Annotated in this window: 23 protein-coding genes and 1 riboswitch; of the genes, 9 read left to right on the top strand and 14 right to left on the bottom strand. The window is 70.1% G+C overall.

The genetic code is table 11. The features are described from left to right. Both ACZ7NC_RS31780 and ACZ7NC_RS31775 read right to left on the bottom strand, forming a co-directional pair. Positions 1-633 (bottom strand): hypothetical protein, encoded by a 633-nt coding sequence (locus ACZ7NC_RS31780; protein WP_471493050.1) that lies wholly within the window; start codon positions 631-633, stop codon positions 1-3. Further along, positions 626-1,405, bottom strand: coding sequence for an alpha/beta hydrolase (locus ACZ7NC_RS31775; protein WP_471493048.1), 780 nt, complete (start codon positions 1,403-1,405; stop codon positions 626-628). Before ACZ7NC_RS31775 ends, ACZ7NC_RS31780 begins: the two co-directional genes overlap by 8 nt. Positions 1,406-1,596: 191 nt before the next feature. Here ACZ7NC_RS31775 and ACZ7NC_RS31770 point away from each other — a divergent pair, with 191 nt between their 5' ends. The 5 genes from ACZ7NC_RS31770 (at position 1,597) to ACZ7NC_RS31750 (ending at position 6,601) form a co-directional block, all read left to right on the top strand. Beyond that, positions 1,597-2,328 carry a lysophospholipid acyltransferase family protein gene (locus ACZ7NC_RS31770; protein ID WP_471493047.1) on the top strand — a complete coding sequence of 244 codons (732 nt, stop codon included), beginning with the start codon at positions 1,597-1,599 and terminating at the stop codon, positions 2,326-2,328. Between the two features lie 98 nt (positions 2,329-2,426). Beyond that, complete coding sequence (gene macS / locus ACZ7NC_RS31765) at positions 2,427-3,656, top strand: MacS family sensor histidine kinase (protein WP_471493045.1); 1,230 nt, start codon at positions 2,427-2,429, stop codon at positions 3,654-3,656. Further along, complete coding sequence (locus ACZ7NC_RS31760) at positions 3,653-4,345, top strand: response regulator (RefSeq protein WP_471493043.1); 693 nt, start codon at positions 3,653-3,655, stop codon at positions 4,343-4,345. The genes macS and ACZ7NC_RS31760 overlap by 4 nt, the downstream gene beginning before the upstream one ends. 138 nt (positions 4,346-4,483) lie before the next feature. Then, on the top strand, positions 4,484-5,512 hold the full coding sequence (locus ACZ7NC_RS31755) for a 6-phosphofructokinase (protein WP_471493041.1): 1,029 nt from the start codon (positions 4,484-4,486) through the stop codon (positions 5,510-5,512). Between the two features lie 93 nt (positions 5,513-5,605). Continuing rightward, positions 5,606-6,601: a 2-hydroxyacid dehydrogenase gene (locus tag ACZ7NC_RS31750; protein ID WP_471493039.1), complete on the top strand. Its 996-nt coding sequence runs from the start codon at positions 5,606-5,608 to the stop codon at positions 6,599-6,601. Here the strand turns inward: ACZ7NC_RS31750 and ACZ7NC_RS31745 are convergent. Beyond that, entirely contained in the window at positions 6,553-8,433 is a 1,881-nt protein-coding gene (locus tag ACZ7NC_RS31745; RefSeq protein WP_471493036.1) for an anthranilate synthase family protein, read from the bottom strand. The two genes, ACZ7NC_RS31750 and ACZ7NC_RS31745, sit on opposite strands and share 49 nt — an antisense overlap. A 95-nt stretch (positions 8,434-8,528) precedes the next feature. Then, positions 8,529-8,585 (bottom strand): trp operon leader peptide, encoded by a 57-nt coding sequence (locus ACZ7NC_RS31740; RefSeq protein ID WP_443044093.1) that lies wholly within the window; start codon positions 8,583-8,585, stop codon positions 8,529-8,531. A gap of 96 nt (positions 8,586-8,681) precedes the next feature. On the opposite strand from ACZ7NC_RS31740, the gene ACZ7NC_RS31735 reads away from it, so the two are divergent. Then, positions 8,682-10,034: a class II 3-deoxy-7-phosphoheptulonate synthase gene (locus tag ACZ7NC_RS31735; RefSeq protein ID WP_471493034.1), complete on the top strand. Its 1,353-nt coding sequence runs from the start codon at positions 8,682-8,684 to the stop codon at positions 10,032-10,034. Positions 10,035-10,165: 131 nt separating this feature from the next. Further along, complete coding sequence (locus tag ACZ7NC_RS31730; protein ID WP_471493032.1) at positions 10,166-10,423, top strand: (2Fe-2S)-binding protein; 258 nt, start codon at positions 10,166-10,168, stop codon at positions 10,421-10,423. On the opposite strand, the gene bfr is transcribed toward ACZ7NC_RS31730, so the two are convergent. Then, positions 10,420-10,896 carry a bacterioferritin gene (gene bfr, locus ACZ7NC_RS31725; RefSeq protein ID WP_384769993.1) on the bottom strand — a complete coding sequence of 159 codons (477 nt, stop codon included), beginning with the start codon at positions 10,894-10,896 and terminating at the stop codon, positions 10,420-10,422. The genes ACZ7NC_RS31730 and bfr overlap by 4 nt on opposite strands. A 176-nt stretch (positions 10,897-11,072) precedes the next feature. On the opposite strand from bfr, the gene ACZ7NC_RS31720 reads away from it, so the two are divergent. Continuing rightward, the gene (locus ACZ7NC_RS31720) at positions 11,073-11,705 is read left to right on the top strand and encodes a sulfite oxidase-like oxidoreductase (protein WP_471493030.1); all 633 of its coding nucleotides are present in this window, start codon (positions 11,073-11,075) and stop codon (positions 11,703-11,705) included. Between the two features lie 21 nt (positions 11,706-11,726). Here ACZ7NC_RS31720 and ACZ7NC_RS31715 read toward each other — a convergent pair whose 3' ends face one another. The 6 genes from ACZ7NC_RS31715 to thiO all read right to left on the bottom strand — a co-directional run bounded on the left by ACZ7NC_RS31715 (position 11,727) and on the right by thiO (position 17,490). Further along, on the bottom strand, positions 11,727-12,212 hold the full coding sequence (locus ACZ7NC_RS31715) for a DUF4396 domain-containing protein (RefSeq protein ID WP_471493028.1): 486 nt from the start codon (positions 12,210-12,212) through the stop codon (positions 11,727-11,729). 109 nt (positions 12,213-12,321) lie between these two features. Next, positions 12,322-13,215: a deoxyribonuclease IV gene (locus ACZ7NC_RS31710; RefSeq protein ID WP_471493026.1), complete on the bottom strand. Its 894-nt coding sequence runs from the start codon at positions 13,213-13,215 to the stop codon at positions 12,322-12,324. Positions 13,216-13,272: 57 nt separating this feature from the next. Continuing rightward, positions 13,273-15,210 (bottom strand): Stk1 family PASTA domain-containing Ser/Thr kinase, encoded by a 1,938-nt coding sequence (pknB, locus tag ACZ7NC_RS31705; protein WP_471493024.1) that lies wholly within the window; start codon positions 15,208-15,210, stop codon positions 13,273-13,275. A gap of 118 nt (positions 15,211-15,328) precedes the next feature. Further along, positions 15,329-16,123, bottom strand: a complete 795-nt coding sequence (locus ACZ7NC_RS31700; protein WP_471493022.1) for a thiazole synthase — start codon at positions 16,121-16,123, stop codon at positions 15,329-15,331. A 3-nt stretch (positions 16,124-16,126) separates the two neighbouring features. Continuing rightward, on the bottom strand, positions 16,127-16,327 hold the full coding sequence (thiS, locus tag ACZ7NC_RS31695) for a sulfur carrier protein ThiS (RefSeq protein WP_471493020.1): 201 nt from the start codon (positions 16,325-16,327) through the stop codon (positions 16,127-16,129). Next, positions 16,324-17,490 (bottom strand): glycine oxidase ThiO, encoded by a 1,167-nt coding sequence (gene thiO / locus ACZ7NC_RS31690; protein ID WP_471493018.1) that lies wholly within the window; start codon positions 17,488-17,490, stop codon positions 16,324-16,326. Before thiO ends, thiS begins: the two co-directional genes overlap by 4 nt. Further along, positions 17,488-17,599, bottom strand: a riboswitch (TPP riboswitch). (Overlaps the previous gene by 3 nt.) A gap of 52 nt (positions 17,600-17,651) precedes the next feature. On the opposite strand from thiO, the gene ACZ7NC_RS31685 reads away from it, so the two are divergent. Further along, positions 17,652-18,002 (top strand): avidin-fold protein, encoded by a 351-nt coding sequence (locus ACZ7NC_RS31685; RefSeq protein WP_471493016.1) that lies wholly within the window; start codon positions 17,652-17,654, stop codon positions 18,000-18,002. 92 nt (positions 18,003-18,094) lie between these two features. Here the strand turns inward: ACZ7NC_RS31685 and ACZ7NC_RS31680 are convergent, their stop codons facing one another. From ACZ7NC_RS31680 to ACZ7NC_RS31670, 3 genes are all read right to left on the bottom strand, one after another. Continuing rightward, the gene (locus ACZ7NC_RS31680) at positions 18,095-19,360 is read right to left on the bottom strand and encodes a tyrosine-type recombinase/integrase (RefSeq protein ID WP_471493014.1); all 1,266 of its coding nucleotides are present in this window, start codon (positions 19,358-19,360) and stop codon (positions 18,095-18,097) included. 657 nt (positions 19,361-20,017) lie between these two features. Beyond that, positions 20,018-20,257, bottom strand: coding sequence for a helix-turn-helix transcriptional regulator (locus ACZ7NC_RS31675; protein WP_471493012.1), 240 nt, complete (start codon positions 20,255-20,257; stop codon positions 20,018-20,020). Between the two features lie 251 nt (positions 20,258-20,508). Next, a complete protein-coding gene (locus tag ACZ7NC_RS31670) occupies positions 20,509-22,134 on the bottom strand; it encodes an ATP-binding protein (RefSeq protein WP_471493010.1) in 1,626 nt (541 codons plus the stop codon). Positions 22,135-22,140 lie beyond the last annotated feature (6 nt).

Raw genomic sequence — 22,140 nt, 5'->3', positions numbered from 1 at the left:
TCAGACGACCGCGCCCCGCCCCGGATCGTCGTCCTCGTCGTCCGCCTTCATCCGCATCACCAGCGTGGCGAACCCGCCCAGGAAGCCGCCGATGCCGAGCGTGGCCAGCCACCACGTCATGTCCCAGCCCAGCACGACGGCGAGCAGCAGCAGGATCGGCCCGCCGATCACCGCGAGCCAGGCGAACTTCGCGGTCGCGTCGGCGGTGGGCAGGGGCGGTGGCTCCGGCGGGACGAAGTGGCCCTCGTCCTCGGCGTCGAAGTCGTCCTCGGACGGCTCGGGCGCGCTGTAGTCGCGGGGACCGATGCCGGGCGCGAAGGACACCGAGCTGCCGAGCGGCTTGGGCGGCTTGCCCTCGCCGGGCTCGTCGCCCTTCTCGCCCTGCTCGCTCTTCTCGGCCTCAGGCTCCGGGTCCGTCCCGCCGGTCGTCCCGTCGTTCGCGTCGGATTCGAGCAACGCCAGGTCCTCGACCGACTTGAACGGCTTCACGCCCGGCGGGTCCGTGGGTTCGTCGCCGTACCCGGCGACGATCGCGGCCCAGGCTGCGTCCTCGTCGAACGGGACGTGCTGCTCTTCCGGCTCGCGATCCTCGCGGTCCTCGCGCCTCTCGCGGTCGGAGTCGTGCTCAGCCACGTGCAGTCGTCCCTTCTCTGCCGACGCCGGTCGCGACCCGGCCGATGAATCCGAGGCTCTCCTCGAAGATCCGGTCCGCGTCATGGTCCAACGTCGCCACGTGATAACTCTGTTCCAGCACGATCTCCGTTACGTCCGTGGACGACACCCGGCTCAGGATCCGCTCCGAATCCACCGCCGGCACGGTGTGGTCCTGCCGGCTGCGCAGAAGCAGCAGCGGCTGGGTGACCTGCGGCAGTTCGCCGTCGAGCTGCCGGAAGAAGTTCCGCAGGGAGTGGGCCGCGTGCAGCGGCACCCGGTCGTACCCGATCTCGACGCCGCCCTCCTTGGCGATGTCGCCGACGCTCCCGGACGCCGTACGGACGAAGTGGCGGGTGACCGGAAGGGCGTACGCGGACAGTCCGTGCACCTTGTTCGCCGGGTTGACGACCAGGACGCCTGCCACATCCTCGCCGTGCTTCGCGGCGAGCCGCAGGGCCAGGGCGCCGCCCATGGCCAGGCCGGCCACGAGGACCCGCTCGCAGCGGTCGCGCAGGTTGCGCAGCTCGCGGTCCACCTCGGCGTACCAGTCCTGCCAGCCGGTGAGCCGCATGTCCTCCCAGCGCGTGCCGTGTCCCGGCAGCAGCGGCAGCGAGACGGTGAGCCCGCGCTCGGCGAGATACTCCGCCCAGGGGCGCAGCGACTGCGGGGAACCGGTGAAGCCGTGGCACAGGAGGACCCCGACCTCCCCGCCCTCGTGGCGGTACGGCTCGGCTCCAGGAAGGACCGGCACCTTACGGTCTCCCGTTCGTGAGAGGGACGACATGGACGGGTGCGACGACATGAACCCACGCGGCGGAGCCGCACACCGAAACAGCAGGTGTGCTTCACCGTACGCGACCGCACTGACACCGACCAGGGCCGTCGGGCTCATTGACAGCGCTCCGGGTTAAGGTCTGAGCGACACAAACAGGAGGCACTCGGTTGTTGTACGGCGCGATGAAGGTGACCATCGGGGGACCGCTGAAGGTCGCCTTCAGGCCCTGGGTGGAAGGCCTGGAGAACGTCCCCGCCGAGGGCCCCGCGATCCTGGCGAGCAACCACCTCTCGTTCTCCGACTCGTTCTTCCTGCCCGCGGTCCTCGACCGCAAGGTGACCTTCATCGCGAAGGCCGAGTACTTCACCACCCCTGGCGTCAAGGGCAGATTGACGGCCGCCTTCTTCAAGGGCGTCGGCCAGCTGCCCGTGGACCGCTCCGGAGCGCGCGGCGCGGGTGAGGCCGCCGTCAAGAGCGGCATCGGGGTCCTGGAGCGCGGCGAGCTGTTCGGCATCTATCCCGAGGGCACCCGCTCGCCCGACGGCCGGCTCTACCGGGGCAAGCCCGGCGGCCTCGCGCGCGTGGCGCTCGCCACCGGAGCGCCGGTCCTTCCGGTCGCCATGATCGACACGGAGAAGATCCAGCCGCCGGGGAAGGTCATGCCCAAGCTGATGCGCCCGGGCATCCGGATCGGCAAGCCCCTGGACTTCAGCCGGTACCAGGGCATGGAGCACGACCGCTTCGTGCTCCGCGCGGTGACCGACGAGGTCATGTACGAGATCATGAAGCTCTCCGGCCAGGAGTACGTCGACATCTACGCGACCGCCGCCAAGCGTCAGATCGCGGACGCGGCGAAGGCGGAGAAGGAACAGGCGAAGAAGGCTCAGCAGGAGAAGTAGCGGGCCCGGCGGCAGAAGCAGGCGGGCGAGGCGGAGCGGTCCGGGCCGGGACAGGGCAGTCTTGGCCGGGGCGATCCGACAACAAGGGGGGTGGGGGCGTGGCCGAGCGTGAGCGGGTCATGCGCATGTCCGTCGAGCAGCCGCTGTGGCGAGCGCTCGCCGGTTACCGGGTACTGACCATGGTGTACGCCATCGGGCTCTTCACCAGCGCCTACGACGAGATCGCCCACCCCTGGGTGGCCATCCCCTACTTCGCCGTACTGGCCGTCTGGACGCTGGCCACCCTGCCGAGGGTCGCGAACGCCGCGAGCTGCACCAAGCGCTTCCTGGTCGCGGACCTCACCATCGCCCTGGTCGGCATCCTGCTCACCCGGCTCGCCGAGACACCCGCGCGGATCGACGCCGGGGCCCCGACCCTGCCGTCGATATGGACGGCGGGCGCCGTGCTGGCGTTCGCCATCAAGGGCGGCTGGCGCTGGGCGGCCTTCGCCTCCACGCTGGTCGCCGCCGCCAACCTGATCCACCGCTCCGGCGTACCGACCCGCGACACCGTCCACATGGTGCTGCTGGTCTGGATCGCCTCCATCGCCATCGGCTACGTCGTCGAGGTCGCCCGCGCCTCCGAGCGCACCCTCGCCCGCGCCCTGGAGATCGAGGCGGCGACCCGCGAACGCGAGCGCCTCGCCCGGGACATCCACGACAGCGTCCTGCAGGTGCTGGCGATGGTGCAGCGGCGCGGCGCCGTCATCGGCGGCGAGGCGGCCGAGCTCGGCCGGATGGCCGGCGATCAGGAGGTGGCGCTGCGCACGCTGGTCTCGGGCGGACTGGTACCCGTCTCGCGGGTGTCGGAGGACGCCGCCGAAGGAGCCGTCGTACGCGCCGTGGAGGAGCCCGACGACGCCGGTGGTCCCGTCGATCTGCGGGCGCTGCTCGCCCCCTTCGTCGGCGCGAAGGTCAGCCTCGCCGAGCCGGGTGCGCCGGTCCCGCTGGCCCCGGTCGCCGCGCGGGAGCTGGCCGCCGCCGTGGGGGCCGCGCTGGACAACGTGCGCAGGCACGCGGGGGAGGACGCCCGCGCGTGGATCCTCGTCGAGGACGAGCCCGACGGGGTGATCGTCACCGTACGGGACGACGGGCCCGGCATCCCCGAGGGCCGGCTCGCGCAGGCCGAGGGCGAGGGACGGCTCGGCGTCGCCCTGTCGATCCGGGGACGGCTGCGGGACCTCGGCGGCAGCGCCGAGCTGATCTCGGTACCGGGGCAGGGCACCGAAGTGGAACTGAAAGCACCGAAGGACAGCAGCGCTTCACGGGGGAAGGCCGAGCAGCGATGACGGACACCGCCAACGGACAGCAGGGTCTGATCAGGGTCATGGTGGTCGACGACCACCCCATGTGGCGCGACGCGGTCGCCCGTGACCTCGCCGAGTCCGGCTTCGAGGTGGTCGCCACCGCGGGCGACGGCGACCAGGCCGTACGCCGCGCCAAGGCCGCCGCCCCCGACGTCCTGGTGCTCGACCTCAACCTGCCCGCCAAGCCCGGCGTCCAGGTCTGCAAGGAACTCGTCGGCCACAACCCGGCCCTGCGCGTCCTCGTCCTGTCCGCGAGCGGCGAGCACGCCGACGTCCTGGAGGCCGTGAAGTCCGGCGCGACCGGCTATCTGCTGAAGTCGGCGTCCACGGAGGAACTGCTGGACGCGGTGCGCCGTACCGCCGTCGGCGACCCGGTGTTCACGCCGGGCCTGGCCGGTCTGGTCCTCGGCGAGTACCGCCGCCTCGCCTCCGACCCGGCGCCCGCCGCCCACGGCACCGACCAGCCGGGCGCCCCGCAGCTCACCGACCGCGAGACCGAGGTGCTGCGGCTCGTCGCCAAGGGCCTGAGCTACAAGCAGATCGCCGAACGCCTGGTCATCTCCCACCGCACGGTCCAGAACCACGTACAGAACACCCTCGGCAAGCTCCAGCTGCACAACCGCGTGGAGTTGGTGCGGTACGCGATCGAGCGCGGGCTCGACGACGAGTGATCCACCGCCGTCCGCTTGACGGCGCGTAAACCCGAACACCCGGCGGTTCACCGGAATTGCCGGTCCGACCCATCCCGCTGTGACGTGGCTCACCATTAGCGTGGCCTCACCAGGCAACCGCGGCGAAGGGACATTTCCATGCGGGTCGGAGTACTGACCGGAGGCGGCGACTGCCCCGGTCTCAACGCCGTCATCCGGGCCGTCGTCCGCAAGGGCGTTCAGGAGTACGGCTATGACTTCGTCGGCTTCCGGGACGGCTGGCGAGGTCCGCTCGAGAACGACACCGTCCGTCTCGACATCCCCGCCGTGCGCGGCATCCTGCCCCGTGGCGGCACCATCCTCGGCTCCTCGCGCACCAACCCCCTCAAGCAGGAGGACGGCATCCGGCGCATCAAGGACAACCTCGCCAAGCAGGAGGTCCAGGCGCTCATCGCCATCGGCGGCGAGGACACCCTCGGCGTCGCCGCCCGACTGTCCGACGAGTACGGCGTGCCCTGTGTCGGCGTGCCGAAGACGATCGACAACGACCTGTCCGCCACCGACTACACCTTCGGCTTCGACACCGCCGTCGGCATCGCGACGGAGGCCATCGACCGGCTGCACACCACCGCCGAGTCCCATATGCGGGTCCTGGTCTGCGAGGTGATGGGCCGGCACGCCGGCTGGATCGCCATCCACTCCGGGCTGGCCGGCGGCGCCAACGTCATCCTCATCCCCGAGCAGCGCTTCGACGTCGACAAGGTCTGCGCCTGGATCACCTCGCGCTTCAAGGCGTCGTACGCCCCGATCGTGGTCGTCGCCGAAGGCGCGATGCCCAAGGACGGCGACATGGTCCTCAAGGACCAGTCACTGGACTCCTTCGGACATGTCCGGCTGTCCGGGGTCGGCGAATGGCTGGCCAAGGAGATCGAGAAGCGCACGGGCAAGGAAGCCCGTACGACGGTCCTCGGGCACATCCAGCGCGGTGGCACCCCCAGCGCCTTCGACCGCTTCCTCGCCACCCGTTTCGGGCTGCACGCCATCGAGGCGGTCCGTGACGGCGACTTCGGCAAGATGGTCGCCCTGCGCGGCACGGACATCGTCCGCGTCCCGATCGCGGAGGCCACGGCCAAACTGAAGACGGTGGACCCGAAGCTGTACGAGGAGGTCGGGGTCTTCTTCGGCTGAACCCGGAGCCTTCACGGCGGCTGCTTTCCGCCCGGCGACACGGGGCTGTGGGCCGTATATTCGGCCCATAGCCCCTATGAAACGGGAGCAGCCTTGGAGATTCTCGCCTTCGGCGTGCAGGCGGACGAGAGGCCGCTGATCGAGCGGGCCTTCCAGGGCCACCACGAGGTCCGCTGCCTGGACGTCTTCCTCAACGAGGACACCGCACCCATCGCCATGGGCCACGAGATCGTCTGCACCAGCGTCAACTGCGACCTCGGCGAACGCGTCCTGGGGACCCTGGCGGCCGGCGGCACCAGGATGGTCGCCCAGCGCTCCACGGGTTTCAACAACATCGACCTCAAGGTCGCCGAGCGCCTCGCCATGACCGTCGCCCGGGTCTCGTACTACTCGCCGTACTCCGTGGCCGAGTTCGCCTGGACGCTCGCCATGGCGGTCAACCGCCGTGTCGTGCGCGCCTCCACGCGCACGCGTGACTTCGACTTCCGTCTCGACGGCCTGATGGGCCGCGACATGCACGGCCGCACCGCCGGGGTCCTCGGCACCGGAAAGATAGGCGAGGCCTTCGCCCGCATCGCCCATGGCTTCGGCATGAAGCTGCTCGGCTGGGACATCGCCGAGAACCCCGCCTGTATGCAACTCGGCATGCAGTACGTCCCCAAGGACCGCCTGCTCGCCGAGTCCGACCTGGTCAGCCTGCACGTTCCGCTGATGCCGGAGACCAGCCGGCTGATCGACGCGGACGCCCTGAAGGCGATGAAGGACGACGCGATCCTGGTCAACTCCAGCCGGGGCGGCCTCATCGACACCGCGGCCCTCGTCGCCGAGCTGCGCGAGGGCCGCTTCACGGGCGTCGGCCTCGATGTGTACGAGGCGGAGGCCGGGCTCTTCTTCCTCGACAAGTCCCTCCAGGCGATCGAGGACGACACCCTGGCCCGTCTCGTCACCTTCCCGAACGTCCTGGTCACCTCGCACCAGGCGTACTACACCGAGGACGCCGTCGGCCAGATCGTCGAGACCACGCTGCGAAACGTCCTCGACTACACCGCGGGCCGCCGCTCCGAGAACGTGCTGGTCCCGCGCAACTGACCCATGAGATCGCGTACGACGGCGGCGCCGTTCAGCGTCAGAACCGACTCCGGGTGGAACTGCACACCGGCGAAGCCCAGCCCGTGCACGGCATGCACCTCCCCGTTGTCCGCCCGGCTGACCTCGACACCGTGCGCGGCGAGCTCCTGCCGTGCGTCGTCGTCGCAGCGCGCCACGAAGCTGTTGTAGAAGCCGACCGTCTCCGGCCGCCCGAACAGGTCGATCGTGGTCTGCGCGCCCTGGTACGGCACTTCCTTGCGCACGATGTCCAGCCCCAGCTCGGCCGCGATCAGCTCATGGCCGAGGCAGACGCCGAGGACGCCGTGCGGGTGGTCACGAAGGACCTCGGCGGTGAGGTCGCGCAGCAGGCGCATCTTCGGGTCGGTCAGGTCGCGGGGGTCACCCGGCCCGGGGCCCAGCACCACCGGCCCCGCGTGCGCGAGCACGGCCTCCCGCAGCCCGGGCTCGTCGTAGCGCCGGACGGTCACCTCCAGGCCGGTCGACCGAAGCACATGGGCCAGCATCGCCGTGAAGGTGTCCTCACCGTCGACGACCAGGGCATGTCCGCCCAGCTCCGCGGACCGCTCCTGCATCCGCAGCCAGAAGGGGGCCAGCGAGGCCCGGCGCCCGTCGAGCGCGGCACGCACGCGTGGGTCGTCGGCGAGACATGCGCGCGCATGGTCCGCACGGGGCCGGGACGGTCGTACGCCCAGGGCCGCCAGTACCCCCGCCGCCTTGGCGTGCGTCTCCGCGACCTCGCTACCGGGGTCCGAGCCGCGCACCAGCGTGGCGCCGACCGGCACCCGCAGCCCGCCGCCGGCGTCGATGTCGGCGGTGCGGATGAGGATGGGGGAGTCGAGGGTCTGGGCACCTCCGGAGTCCCGGCCGATGAGAGCCAGCGCACCGGCGTAGTAGCCGCGCCCGCGGGCCTCGTACCGCTCGATCACCCGGCAGGCGTTCTGCACCGGCGAGCCGGTGACGGTGGCCGCGAACATCGTCTCCTTCAGGACCTCCCGCACATCCAGCGAGGACTTCCCACGCAGCTCGTACTCGGTGTGCGCGAGGTGCGCCATCTCCTTCAGCCGCGGCCCGACGACGACCCCGCCCATGTCGCCGACGGTGCACATCATCTTGAGCTCCTCGTCGACGACCATCGACAGCTCCTCGATCTCCTTGCCGTCGGCGAGGAAGCCGAGCAGATGCTCGGGCGTCGGGCCCTCGGCGGGGTAACGGTACGTCCCGCTGATCGGGTTCATGACGACGGTGCCGCCGGACATCCGGACGTGCACCTCGGGGCTCGCCCCGACCAACGTGCGCTCGCCGGTGTGCACGACGAACGTCCAGTACGCCCCTCGCTCACCCTCCAGCAGCCGCCGGAACAGTGCCAGCGCGTCGGCGCGTCCGAACCCGGCGATCTCACCCTCGTACGTCCGCCGGATCACGAAGTTCGCGCCCTCGCCCCGCCCGATCTCGTCCCGCAGCACCCGCCCGACGATCTCCGCGTACTCCTCGTCGCCGACGTCGAAGCCACCCCCCTCGACGCGCACGTCGTGGGCCGGGAGCTGCTCCAGGGCCTCGGCCAGCGGGATGTTGTACGACTCCTCGGGGGTCAGCACCGTCAGGGGCGTGCCGTCGTCGCGGACGTCGAAGCCGCGCTCGCGGATCTGGCGGAAGGGGACGAGCGCCAGGCCCTCGTCGGGGAGGTCGGCGAGGCGGTCGTACGTGGCGACCGGGCCGACCAGGACCTCGATCAGGTCGTGGTCGTGGCCCGGGGTACGGCGGCGCAGCAGCGCGAAAGGGCGGCGGTCGTGCAGGAGCTGTGCCAGGTCCATGGTTCCTCTTCCGTCGATGTCGGTGAGGAACGGACCCCGGGAAACGCCGAAGGCCGCCCCTCGGGCGGCCTTCGCGAAGTGTGTCGTACGCGCAGTCAGTGGGCCGCCGGATCAGCGGTCCACCACCAGTTCTGGGTCGAGTGCGCGAACATGCGAGGCACCCTACCGCATGTCCGAGTCGTGTACCTCGTGTCTCAATTGCTGGGCATGGGGCAGGACGCCCGACACGACCCCGTAATGTTGAGGTCGTGACCGTGAACGCTAAGACCAGCGCGAGTGCTGGCAACACCTGGCGACACCTGCCCGCGGCGCAGCAGCCCGAGTACCCCGACACCGAGGCTCTGCGCGCAGTCGTTGCGGACCTCGAGTCGTATCCGCCGCTCGTCTTCGCGGGCGAGTGCGACCAGCTGCGCGCCCGGATGGCGGCCGTCGCCAAGGGAGAGGCGTTCCTCCTCCAGGGCGGCGACTGCGCCGAGGCATTCGACGCGGTGTCCGCCGACCACATCCGCAACAAGCTCAAGACCCTGCTCCAGATGGGCGCCGTGCTGACGTACGCCGCCTCGGTGCCGGTCGTGAAGGTCGGCCGCATCGCCGGCCAGTACTCCAAGCCGCGCTCCAAGGGCACCGAGACCCGCGACGGCGTGACCCTGCCGACGTACCGCGGCGACTCGGTCAACGGCTTCGACTTCAACGAGGTCGCCCGCGTCCCGGACCCCGAGCGCCTGAAGCGGATGTACAACGCCTCCGCCTCCACGCTCAACCTGGTGCGCGCCTTCACCACCGGCGGCTACGCCGATCTGCGCCAGGTGCACGCCTGGAACCAGGACTTCGTGAAGTCGTCCCCGTCCGGTCAGCGCTACGAGCAGCTGGCCCGCGAGATCGACCAGGCGCTGAACTTCATGCACGCCTGCGGGGCCGACCCGGAGGAGTTCAAGACGGTCGAGTTCTACTCCTCGCACGAGGCGCTGCTGCTCGACTACGAGTCCGCGCTGACCAGGGTCGACTCCCGCACCGGGCAGCTGTACGACGTCTCGGCGCACATGGTGTGGATCGGTGAGCGCACCCGGCAGCTGGACCACGCGCACATCGAGTTCGCCTCGCGGATCCGCAACCCGATCGGCATCAAGCTCGGCCCGACGACGACGGCCGAGGAGGCGCTGCAGTACATCGACCGCCTCGACCCCGAGCGCGAGCCGGGCCGGCTGACCTTCATCGTCCGCATGGGCGCCGACAAGATCCGCGACCGGCTTCCCGAGCTGGTCGAGAAGGTCACGGCCTCCGGCGCCACGGTGGCCTGGGTGACCGACCCGATGCACGGCAACACCTTCGAGGCGGCCTCCGGTCACAAGACCCGCCGTTTCGACGACGTGCTCGACGAGGTCAAGGGCTTCTTCGAGGTCCACAAGGGCCTCGGCACCCACCCGGGCGGCATCCACGTCGAGCTCACCGGTGACGATGTCACCGAGTGCGTGGGCGGCGGCGACGAGATCTTCGTCGACGATCTGCACCAGCGCTACGAGACGGCCTGCGACCCGCGGCTCAACCGCAGCCAGTCCCTCGACCTGGCATTCCTTGTCGCGGAGATGTACAGGGACCAGTGACGGGGTTGCCTGTTACAGGGGCATGAGTGGGGCGTGGAGTGGGGCGCGGATCACATTCGATCCACGCCCCACAGCACTTTTACCGTTGCTGCGAGCCGGGTAAGGTTAGGTTTGCCTCACCGATCAAGGGGATGGCACATCGATCCCGCCGGGAGGTGAACCGCGTGTACGTCTGCAGTTGCTTCGGCATCACCGAGCAGCAGGTGAAGAAGCACGCGGAGGGCGGCGCCTGCACTCCTCGCCAGATAGCTTCGGCCTGCAAGGCGGGCACGGACTGCGGGTCGTGTGTACGCCGCATCCAGGCACTCCTGGGCAGGGACGCATGCCCTCGCCGCGAGCCGGCCGACCAGGGCAAGCCGATGCGGACCGATCTGGCGGACGCTGCCTAGCTCGGCTGCTCGATCTGCTGCGCGAGGTAGAGCGCCTCGCCGAGCTTGTCGATGAGTTCCAGCTGGGTGTCCAGGTAGTCGATGTGGTGCTCCTCGTCCTCGAGGATCGACTCGAAGATGTTCGCCGAGGTGATGTCGCCCTTGGTCCGCATGACCTCGATGCCGCGCTTGAGGCGGTCGATCGCCTCGACCTCGACCTGCCGGTCGGCCTGGAACATCTCCGTGACCGTCTGGCCGACCCGCACATGGAACAGCCGCTGGTAGTTGGGCAGGCCGTCCAGCATGAGGATGCGCTCGGTGAGCTTGTCCGCGTGCTTCATCTCGTCGATGGACTCTTCACGCGTGTACTTGGCGAGCTTCGTCCAGCCTTTGTTGTCCTGGATCCGGTAGTGCAGCCAGTACTGGTTGATCGCGGTGAGCTCACCGGTGAGCTGCTCATTCAGGAATTCGAGGACCTCGGGGTCGCCCTGCATCGCTTCGGGCTCCTTCCAAGCGGGGGAACTGCCAGGTTGCGCCGCATGATTGCACCGGCAACGAAGATCGTCCAGTAAGTCTTCACTTAGTAAGTAAGTGCATGCTTAGTCCAGTTTGCAATGAATTGCGGAAGGTGAGGTCAGGCGCACTGCTTCGGGTCTGTCAGGATGGAGTCATGGGTCACCCGGTGGAGCGCGAAACTGGAGCAGCAGCACACTCCGAGCTTCCGCCGGGGCAGCGGGTGCAGCGCGGCTGGCCGGTGACGCACTACGGACCGGTTCCGAAGTTCCGTCCCGAACGCTGGGAGTTCAGGGTGTTCGGGGCCACCGCCGACGGTGAGAAGCACTGCTGGACCCACGAGGAGTTCGCGGCCCTGCCGTACACCACCGTCGTCGCCGATCTGCACTGCGTCACGAAGTTCAGCATGCTCGGCGCGGAGTGGGGCGGCATCCCGGCCCGTACGATCCTGGAGATCGCCCCGCCCGCGCCGGCCGTCACCCATGTGATGGTCTGGGCGGAGTACGGCTTCAGCTCCAACCTCCGCCTGGAGGACTTCGCCTCCGAGCGCGCGATCTTCGCCACCCACAAGGACGGCGAACTGCTGACGGCCGAGCACGGCTTCCCCCTCCGTCTGGTCGTCCCCCATCTGTACGCCTGGAAGGGACCCAAGTGGGTCCGCGGCGTGGAGTACATGACCGCCGACCGCCGCGGCTTCTGGGAGGAGCGCGGCTATCACAACATCGGCGATCCCTGGAAGGAACAGCGGTACTCGTACCAGGAGGAGCCCGGGGACGGCCCCGAGCTCTGACTCCTGCTCCCCGCGCGGTCGTCAGTGGTACTGGTGCACCACCGCATGTCCCTTGCCGCGGCCGATCATCCACTTGTTGACCGGCGTGGTCAGGACGAAGGCGACGGCCAGCGCGATGGCCAGCACCCACCAGAACAGCGGGTCGGTGAGCCCGGCGTCCATGGCGCCCGGCCACAGCACGATCACACCGTTGTCGACCAGCTCCATCACCGCGATGGACAGGGTGTCCGCCGCCAGCGCCACCCTGAGCGCGGCGCGCAGGTCGACGCCCGCCTTCAGGACTCCGCGCAGGGTGAGCGCGTAGCCGAAGAAGAACGCCAGGACGATCGCCAGGATCAGGGTCGCCAGGGTGCCCCAGCCGAACGCGGTGCCGATCACCATGCCCAGCACCTCGCCGATGGCGCAGCCGGTCAGGCAGTGCAGTGTGGCCTGGGCGGCCATCGCCCAGCTGCTGGTGGCGGCCGCCTCGTGATGGTGACCGTGTGCCGTATGTGCTTCGTGCTGCATGAGTGCCCCCAATGTCAGGTCACGGTTCCCGCACCGAGCAAGAAACCGTATACCCCCCTGGGGTATTCCTCATTCCTCACTCCTCACTCCTCGCGCATAACGGCGCGGGCTATGCGTCGCGAAGCTTCTTCAGCCGCTCCACGTCCGCCGCGTGCCCTTCCTTCCCGCCGGGTGTCTCGATGATCAGCGGTACGCCCTCGGTGGCCGGGTGGGTCATCAGCGCCCGGAACGGGTCCTCGCCGATGTGGCCCGCGCCGATGTTCTCGTGCCGGTCCTTGTGGGCGCCGACGACGTCCTTGGAGTCATTGGCGTGGATCAGCTTCAGCCGGCCCTCGCCGACGGTGTCCACCAGCAGGTCCAGCGTCTGGTGCATACCGGACGGGCCGGTCAGGTCGTGCCCGGCGGCGAAGATGTGGCAGGTGTCCAGGCACACGCCCAGCTTCGGATGGGCGTCCAGCGCCTCGAAGTACGGCCCGAAGTCCCAGGTGCGCGAGCACAGCGAGAAACCCTGGCCCGCCGTCGACTCAAGGAGCAGGAACGGGTCGTCGTCATGGGTCAGCTCGTCCAGCAGCGGCAGCATCTGCTCCCGTACCTGCTTCAGGGCCACCGACCGTTCCCGGCCGCCGGTCGCGCTGCCCGTGTGCACGACCACGCCGAGCGCGCCGATCTCCCGCCCTCGTCGCAGCGAGTGACGCAGTGACTCCACCGACTTCTCGACGGTCGCCGCGGTGTGCGAGCCGAAGTTGATCAGGTACGGCGCGTGCACATAAGCCGGGATCGACTCGGCCTCGCACACCGCGCGGAACTCCTCGTCCTGCCGGGGATTCCCGGCGGGCGTGGCCCAGCCGCGCGGATTGGCGACGAAGACCTGGACGGTCTCGGCCTTGAGGTCGTGGGCGTAGGTGAGCCCGACGAAGCTGAGGCCGCCGGCCACGGGGACATGGCCGCCGACGGGGTTGCGGGAGGGGCCCGTCAGGGCGGTGCCGGACTGCTGACTTCTCACCCGATCAGGGTGTCATGCGGTCCGGCCCGCCCGATCACCGGCCGGAGCCGGCCCACGTCACCGGATGGTGATCGTGATCGTCGACCCCTTCGGCGCCGGCTTCCCGCCCTTCACGGACTGCTTCTTGACCGTGTCGCCGAACAGGCCGAGCAGACCGCGGTCCTCCTCGACCTCGAAGCCGGCGGCCTCCAGCTCGGCCCTGGCGTCGTCGACGCTGTCGCCGACCACGTCCGGGACCTCGATCATCTCGGGGCCCTTGGACAGCGTGAGCGTCACGGTGTCGCCCTCGGCGGCCTGCCTGCCCTCCGTCGGCGACTGCTGGGCGACCTGGCCCGCGTCGAACTCGGAGTTGACCCGCGCGGCGGCGACCTTCACCTTCAGGCCGGCCTCCTCCAGCTCGGCCCTGGCGTCGGCCGGGTCGTCGCCGGTGACGTCCGGGACGTCCACCGGGCTGCCCTTGCTCACGGTCAGCGTGACCGCGGAGCCGGAGTGGACCTTGGTGCCGTCGCCGGGGTCCGAGGAGATCACCGAGCCACGGGTGACGTCGTCGCTGAACTCCCGGGTCACCATGCCCGGTTGGAGACCGCTCTCCTTCAGCTCGCTCCTCGCCTTGGCCAGCGGGTAGCCCTGGAGGTCGGGCACCTTCACGGTCTCCGGTCCCGCCGAGATGACCAGCGACACGGAGTCGTTGTGCCGTATGCGGGCGCCGGTCACCGGGTCCGTGCTGATGACGCTGCCGCGCTTGACGGTGTCGCTGTAGGACCGCTCCACCTTGCCGACGTCGAGCCCGGCCTCCTCCAGCCGGTCCCGGGCCTGCGCCTCGGTCTTGGACAGCAGCGGCGGGACCTGGGTGAACTGGCCGGAGTTGATGTACCAGATGCCGACGCCCAGGCCGAGCGCCAGCAGCACGGCGACGACGACGAGCGGACCGCGCGGCGCACGCGAGGTGCGCGACCGGCGCCGGGGCGGCGGAGGCGGCGACTCCAGTCGGCTGGTTCTGTTGAAGACGGCCTCTCGCTCCCGCTCGTCCTCGTTCACGGGCAGCGGTCGCTGGATGTTCAGCGCGCGGGGGATCACGCTCGTACGGTCGTCGGCGTTGCTGTGCTCCGCCGACAGCGCCTGTGGCGGCACCGCGTCCAGCTGGTCCGTGCTCAGCGCGGCGCGCGTGTCCCGGACCTGCGCGAGCAGTGCCACGGCGTCGTACGGGCGGATGTCCGGGTTACGGGCGGTGGCCGACGCGACCAGCTCGTCGAGCTCGTACGCCAGCCCCGGCACGGCGGCCGAGGGCGGCGGGACGTCCTCGTGAAGGTGCTTGTAGAGCACCACCGCGGGGGAGTCCCCGTCGTGCGGCTTGTCGCCCGTGAGCATCTCGTACAGGACGACACCGCACGCGTACACGTCGACACGGGCGTCAGCCGCGCCGGGCTGCTCTATCTGCTCCGGCGCGAGATACGAGACGGTGCCGAGCACCGCGCCGGTGGTGCTGGTCACGGTGTCCACAGACCGCACGAGCCCGAAGTCGGCGACCTTGACCCGGCCGTCGTCCCCTATGAGGACGTTCTCCGGCTTCATGTCGCGGTGCACGAACCCGGCCCGGTGCGCGGCACCGAGCGCGGCGAGCACCGGCTCCAGGATGTCCAGGGCGGCCCGCGGCTGCAGCGCCCCGCGGTCGCGCAGTACGTCGCGCAGGGTGCAGCCCGCGACGTACTCCATGGCGAGATAGACGTACGACCCGTCGGTGCCCTGGTCGAAGACCTGCACCACGTTCGGGTGCGCCAGCCGGGCGACGGACTTCGCCTCCCGGATGAACCGGTCGACGAAGGCCCCGTCCACCGCCAGCGCCGGGTGCATCACCTTGAGCGCGAGCACGCGGTCGAGGCGGGTGTCCAGGGCCCGGTAGACCGTGGCCATCCCGCCGACCGCGATCCGCGCGTCCACGCGATACCGGCCGTCGAGCACCTGCCCGACCAGAGGGTCCTGAAGGGTCGTATCCACGCAGGTGAGTGTACGAGCCGACACCGACACACCGTCCGGTCCCGCCGGGATCGGGGCGGTACTGGAGCCGACCTGTGACGGACGACTCATTGATCGAAGAGCTTTGTCGAACGTGCGTTCAGAACGCGGGACGTTCCGGGTCCAGCCGTGCGATGCCCTCGACCGGCGACGACGCCTCCGCGAAGTGCCGTCGCGGAATCCGTCCCGCCAGCCGGGCCAGCCGCCCCGCCTCCACCGCGTGCCGCATCGCGTCGGCCATCAGCACCGGCTCCTGCGCCCGCGTCACCGCCGAGGCGAGCATCACGCCCGCGCACCCCAGCTCCATCGCGAGCGCCGCGTCCGACGCCGTACCGGCACCCGCGTCCAGAATCACCGGCACGCGCGCGTGCTCCACGATCAGCTGGAAGTTGTGCGGATTGCGGATGCCGAGCCCCGACCCGATCGGGGAGCCGAGCGGCATGATCGCCGCACAGCCGACGTCCTCCAGCTTCCGCGCCAGCACAGGGTCGTCATTGGTGTACGGCAGCACGGTGAAACCGTCGTCCACCAGCGTCTCGGCGGCGTCCAGCAACTCGATCGGATCCGGCAGCAGCGTCCGCTCGTCGGCGATGACCTCCAGCTTGATCAGCTCGGTGCCGAGCGCCTCACGCGCGAGGCGGGCCGTCAGCACCGCCTCACCCGCGGTGAAGCACCCCGCGGTGTTCGGCAGCACCCGGATCCCGAGCTTCTCCAGCACCGACAGCACCGACCCGTGCACCGACGGGTTCACCCGTCGCATCGCGACCGTCGTCAGCTCCGTCCCGGACGCCACAAGCGCCCGCTCCAGCACTTCCAGGCTGGGCGCCCCGCCCGTGCCCATGATCAGACGGGACGTGAAGGACGCACCGCCGATGACAAAGGGATCGTCGGCCATGGGTCAGCCTCCTTGGACGGCGGTGAGGACCTCGACGCGATCGCCCTCGCAGAGGGGCGTCGACGGCCACTGCGCGCGCGGGACGACGGTTTCGTTGAGGGCGGCGGCCACTCCGGAGGGTGCCGCGGTGAGCATCCGTACGGCGACGTCGAGCGCCGTACCGGGAGCGAGCTCTCGCCGCTCCCCGTTGAGGGAGATGTTCATGCCGGCTGCTCCGTGAGGGCGGCGGCGCCGAAGCGCCGGGGCGTGAACGGACGGGCCTCGTCCGGGAGTTCGCCGGTGGCCAGGACGTGCGCCATGGCGTCCCCGGTGACGGGCGTGAGCAGCACGCCGTTGCGGTAGTGCCCGGTGGCCAGCGACAGCCCCGCCAGCTCGGTCGGCCCGAGCAGCGGCGCGTTGTCGGGGGAGCCGGGGCGCAGACCGGCCCGCGTCTCGGTGAGCGGCAGTTCCGTGATGCCCGGCACCAGCTCATGGGCGTCGCGCAGCAGTTCGTACACCCCACCCGCGGTCACTGTCGTGTCCCAGCCCAGCTCCTCGCTCGTCGCCCCGACGACCAGCTCCCCGCTCTCGCGCGGCACCAGATACACCTGGCTGCCGCGCACCACGGCCCGCACGGTCCGGCTCAGGAACGGCGCGTACCGCTTCGGCACGGTCAGTCGCAGCACCTGCCCCTTCACGGGCCGCACCGGCGGCAGTACGTCGTCGGGGACGCCCGCGAACCGCCCGCTGAGGCTGCCGCCCGCGAGGACCACCTGGTCCGCGCCCAGCTCGGTGCCGTCCGTCGTGGTGACACCGGCAGCCCGGTCCCGTACGACGTCGAGGCGCTCGGCCCAGGTGCGGTGGAAGACCACACCGGCCCGCTCGCACGCCGCCACCAGGGCTCCCGTCAGCCGCCGGGGGTCGATCTGGTGGTCGCCGTCGACCCGCAGCCCGCCGCGCACCCCGGGCGCGAGCATCGGCTCCAGGCGCCGGCACTCCCGCCCCGACAGCCACTCCGAATCCAGCCCCGACTGCCGCTGCAGGGCATGCAGTTCGCGCAGATGCGCGCGGTCGTCGGCGTCCAGCGCGACGGCGAGCGTGCCGCACCGGCGGTAGCCGAGGTCGTGGCCGGTGAGGTCGGTGAGCTCGGCCGCGAAGTCCGGGTAGCGGCGGGCCGAGGCGAGGTTCAGGCCCAGCAGGGTCTGCTCGCCGTAGTGCAGTTCCGTGACGGCGGCCAGCATCCCCGCGGCCACCTGGGCGGCGCCGCCGCCCGGCTCGGGGTCCACGACGGCCGTCGTGAACCCGCGCTGCGCGGCCCGCCACGCCGTGACCAGGCCGATGATTCCGCCCCCGACGACGAGGACGTCTGAAGTTCGCGTACGCGACATGGGCGTCCAGCCCCTCCCTTCGCCGGCATGACCCGGATCAGGTTCGTACGGTCGGAGGCCGCCAGCCTCCCTCTCAGCCCGGTGCGTCCGGGCTCCCGCGAGTGCTCTACGTTGGCCACCCTAGCCCGCCGCCATAAGTCTCAGTAAGGGAGCCTCACCCCATGGCCCGCTCGCTCGACGGTCTGGTCCTCGCCCCGGTCGCGGACCAAGCCCCAGGTCAGGTGGGTACCCGCACCCGCTTCACGTACCACGAGAAGGACGGCGAGATCCGGGCCGAGTACGCGGGCGGCGATGTCGTACGTGGGTACCTGGTGGGCACAAGGGAAGGCGACCGGCTGGACTTCCGGTACGTGCAGCTCAAGCGGGACGGGACGACGTCGTCGGGGCACTGTGTGTCCACGGTGGTCGAGCTGGCCGACGGGCGGGTACGGCTGGAGGAGAGCTGGGAGTGGGAGTCGCAGGCGGGCAGCGGCACCAGCGTTGTGGAGCAGGTCACGGAGCACGACTCCTGACTGACGGATTGTCAGTTGTCTATGGTGATCTATTGACGGAGCTACGCCGAACGCACTGCTACCAGCGGTTTTGCCGCCGGTAGCAGCGTCGCTCAGGCCGCCTGGGCCGTCCCTGGGCCGTCGTGAGCTTTCCCGGCTGCTGCATACATGCCGTCCACGGCTGACCGGGTGCGGCTTTCGCTGCTCGGCATGAGGTGTGTGTAGACCTTCAGCGTGAATCCCGGATCACTGTGCCCGAGGTACTGACTCAGAGCCTTGATGCTCTCTCCCGCGTCCAACAGCACGGAGGCGTAGAAGTGCCTCAGCGCGTGCATGCCGTCCTCGCGCGACGCTTGGGCCCGCTTGCCCCGCTCAGGCTCTGGGATGACCCCTGCGGCCACGAGAGCAGGCTTCCAGACGCTCAGGTTGAAGGCGTTCCGGTGCAACGCCGAACCGTCCTCGTTGGTGAAGATCAGCTTCTTCGTCACCAGGGGGCCGTCCAGAGTGCGCCACGGCAGGGTGACGTCTACGGGCGGGTATCGCTTGATGTGGGCAGCAAGGGCGGCGCTGACCTCCTGGGGGAGAGGCGCGTCACGGACCTTTCCGCCCTTCGGCGGCGCGAAGACCAGATGCTTATTGATCGGCTTCACCTGGTAACCCACGTGCAGCCAACCCGTGAAAAAGTCCACCTCATCGACCGGCAGGCCGAAGATTTCGCCCTGCCGCAATCCGCAGCCTCCCCCGACGTCGGCGGTTGCCCGGAAGCGTTCCGGGAGCGCTGCACGCATGGCGAACACACGGTCAACACTCCACGGCCGTACGCGGCCAGCAGCGGGCTTCGGGGCCCTGACCGACCCGGCGCGGCAGGGGTTCCTAGCAATGAGTCGATCGTCCACGGCAGCCCTGAAGACGGACGAGACGTTGCCGAAGATGGCCCGTCGGTACGACGTGGCCAGCCCAGCCGATTCAAGAGTGTGGGACCACACTCGGATGTGCTCGGGATGGAACGAGCCGAGCGGACGGGAGCCGATGTACGGGAAGGCGTGCAGGCGTAGCCGCGTCCCGACGGCCGTGCGGGTTGCCACGTCCGTGGTCTGGGCCGCGATCCAGCGTTCCGCGTACTGCTGGAACGTGGTCCGACTGGCGCGCGGGTCGATGTACTGGCCGCGCGTCATATCGGCCTCAATCTGAGAGAGCCACTTCTCGGCGATGCGCTTCTGTCCATCGGGGAAGCTCTTGGACTTCTCCGAGCCATCGGGACTGACGTACCGGGCCCGGTAGCGCATGCCCGTGCCGTGTCGGTCGGTCTTGACGCGGACGGTCTTGCCGTCGGTGTCGGTCTCGGTCTTGTACCAGCGGTCTTGGATGTGGCCAGCCATGTGGGCTGACTCCCTTCTCGGTAGCAGGGCGCGGCGGGGCCTTGGTGGCGTCCGTCGGGCCGGTTTTGGGGTGTGCTGGGCCAGGCCCGCTACTCGCTACGGGCCTGATCACCGGGGGTTTGGGCTGCTAGCGGGGGTGCTACCGGTATCGGGTGGGGCTGCTACCGGTAGCACCGCCGGGCGGTGCTTCAGGGAGGCTGAGACAGGGGGTCTCGGGCGCCTTCCGGAGGGGTTTTTTTGGGGGGTGCCGGCGCGTGCCTCCCTGCCTCCCTGAGGGGGCATTTGCGCTGATCAGGTAGAGGGATGTGGGCCAGGGAGGCAGTCAGGGAGTTCTCCCTGCCTCCCTGAGCCGGTGGGCCGTTCCTCCCTGCCGCTTCCGGTGTCCGCCGGAGGGCTGGCGGGGAGGCAGAGGCAGAGGCTCCGAGGGGCTTCCCGGGGCGGTTTTCGGAGTGCTGTCGGCGGCGCCTCCCCGCCTCCCCGAACCGCCGTTTGCACTGTTCAGTGCGGGGGTCCGGTCCGGGGAGGCGGTTGGGGAGTTCTCCCCGCTTCCCCGGCCCGGCGGGTGCTGCCTCCCCTGCCGCGCGGCGCGCGGTTCGTTCCGCGCAGTGGCCGCGCGCCGCGCGGTTGATGCCGCGCGTCTGCCGCGCAGCCGCGCGCTCAGGCTGCGTCGTCCAGGGCGGTGCGCTCGGCTTCCCACGCCTGGACGGCGGCCGGGTTGAAGCGGATGTAGCGGCCGACGCGGAAGCCGGGCGGACCGATGCGCTTGCGTCGCCACTGGTAGACGGTCTCGACGCTCGGGAGGCTGAACATGGTGACCAGGTCCTCGGGGGTGAGGTAGCGGTCCGGGAGGCCGCCACGCAGGAGGGCGCGCGGGTCGGTCGGCTCTTGGCGTGCCATGGCTTTGGTGACTCCTCGTGTCCCTTGGGGCGGTGCGTGGGAGTGGTGCCGGTTGCCGTCCTAGAGAGTTGCTGTATTTCAGCGTCCGCAGCTTCCTAGCGTCCGCACGGCCGCGTCATCGCAGGCCAGCGGGGGCGAGAGGTGCGGACGCTGGAGTGGACGCTGCGGACGCTGGACGGCTATAGCGTCCGCAGGTTCGACGTGTCCGGGCCGCTGGTGTGCGGCCCGGCCCGGCGGGTCTTCCGGCTACGTCATGGCTGTTCAGGCGGGGTTCTGCCGTGCCCCGTCGGGGCCACCTCCGGCCAGAGAGAGGCTTGTTCGGGTGCGGACGCTGACTTGTCTTCGTCGGGCGCGCGGGACAAAGTGAGGAGTCGGTGGCGGTGCCGGTCGCGGCTACGTTGCGTGTCGTCCACCGTGATGCCGATGGAGCGCAGCAGCGGGGCGAGGCGCTTGACGCGTCCGCTCGCGCGGGTGGCGTCCTTGGGCCAGTTCGGCGGCCGGACCAGCGGCGCGGGCAGCGCTTCGAGCAACTGGGCTGCGGTGCCCTGCCAGGTGCCCGCCTGTTCGACCAGGTGGGCGATGGCCATGGCGAACGGGTCGCCTTCCATCGCGTCCGTGGCGACGTTCGCCGACGTGGCCAGGTAGTCATCCAGGGTGTTCCAGCCCTGCGTCTGGTCGACGGCCGCGAGGACGCGGGCGAAGTCGGCCATGCGCGGCATGGACTCCAGCCGCACCCCGGGGAGCACCGCGAGCACGCAGGCCAGCACGTCGAACAGGGCCCCGAGCACGGCAGGCCGTACCGCATCGAAGGTGGCGTCCAACTCCTCTTCGGAGCGGCGCCGGTCGGAGTCGATGAGCTGCAAGTCGAGCATGAGGACCCGTTCGGCGAGGTCCCCGGCGAGAGCTCCCGCGTCGATGGTGGTCAGGGCCAGCACGCGCTTGAAGGTGAGCACCACGACGTCGTCGTCGGTGTAGAGGGCGCGGTCGACGACTCCGTCACCGGTCACGGCCTTGCACAGGGTGTCCGACAGCCACGGCGGGATCGTGGAGACGTTGTCCAGGCACAGGGCCCATGAGCTGAACGCCTGGCGCGACCACGCCTTTTCGTCGCGGGGCTGGCTGCGCTTGGCGGCCGGGGACGGGTCGATGAGGTTGATGAACATCTGCGCGGCCTTGGACTTGCCCGTGCCCTGCTCGCCCTTGCAGACCACGGCGGGGTGCGGGATGTCTGGGATCCAGGCCGCGACGAGCCACGCTACGAGCTGGTGAAACGACGACTCGTCCATGTTCAGTAGCGCGTGCAGCTTGGCCAGTCCGTCGCCGTCCAGCACGGGGGCGGGCATCGGGGCCATGGCACCGGAGCGGCGGAAGAGCACCGGGGCGCGGTCGACGATGTTCCAGCCGGTTGCGGTGACCACGACCGCGCGGCCGTCGGCGCTGCCGAGGTCGACCACGATGGCGCCGGCGGGGTCCCGTCCCACCCGTAGGTGCACCGGTTCGGGGTCGGTGTCCTCCGCGATGCCTTCCAGGACGGTCATGGCATCGGCGAGTGCGGACTGTGAGGCCACCTCGCCGGGGTAGGCGTCGGCGAACTGCCGGGCCAGACGCTGGCGTAGTCCGCCCTTGTTCCGTAGCGGCAGCGCGATGTTCGGGCCTTCCAGGGCGACCGCGTACGGGCGGCCGTCGGGAGACATCACGAACCGGTACTGCTCGCGCGCCATGGCCACGATCCGCGCGGCGGCCGGAGGTTTCTTGCCCCCATCGTCGCCGTGGTCGGGTCGACGGCTGGTCGATCGGGTCGGGTCGGCCGTGGGTCGACTCTTGTGGTGCGTGCGGGTGTTCACGGAGTCGGCCGACTCGTTCACAGTGGTGTTCACCGTGTT

This window comes from Streptomyces sp. NPDC111802, assembly GCF_055634335.1.
This window is presented reverse-complemented; position numbering and strand designations above follow the sequence as displayed.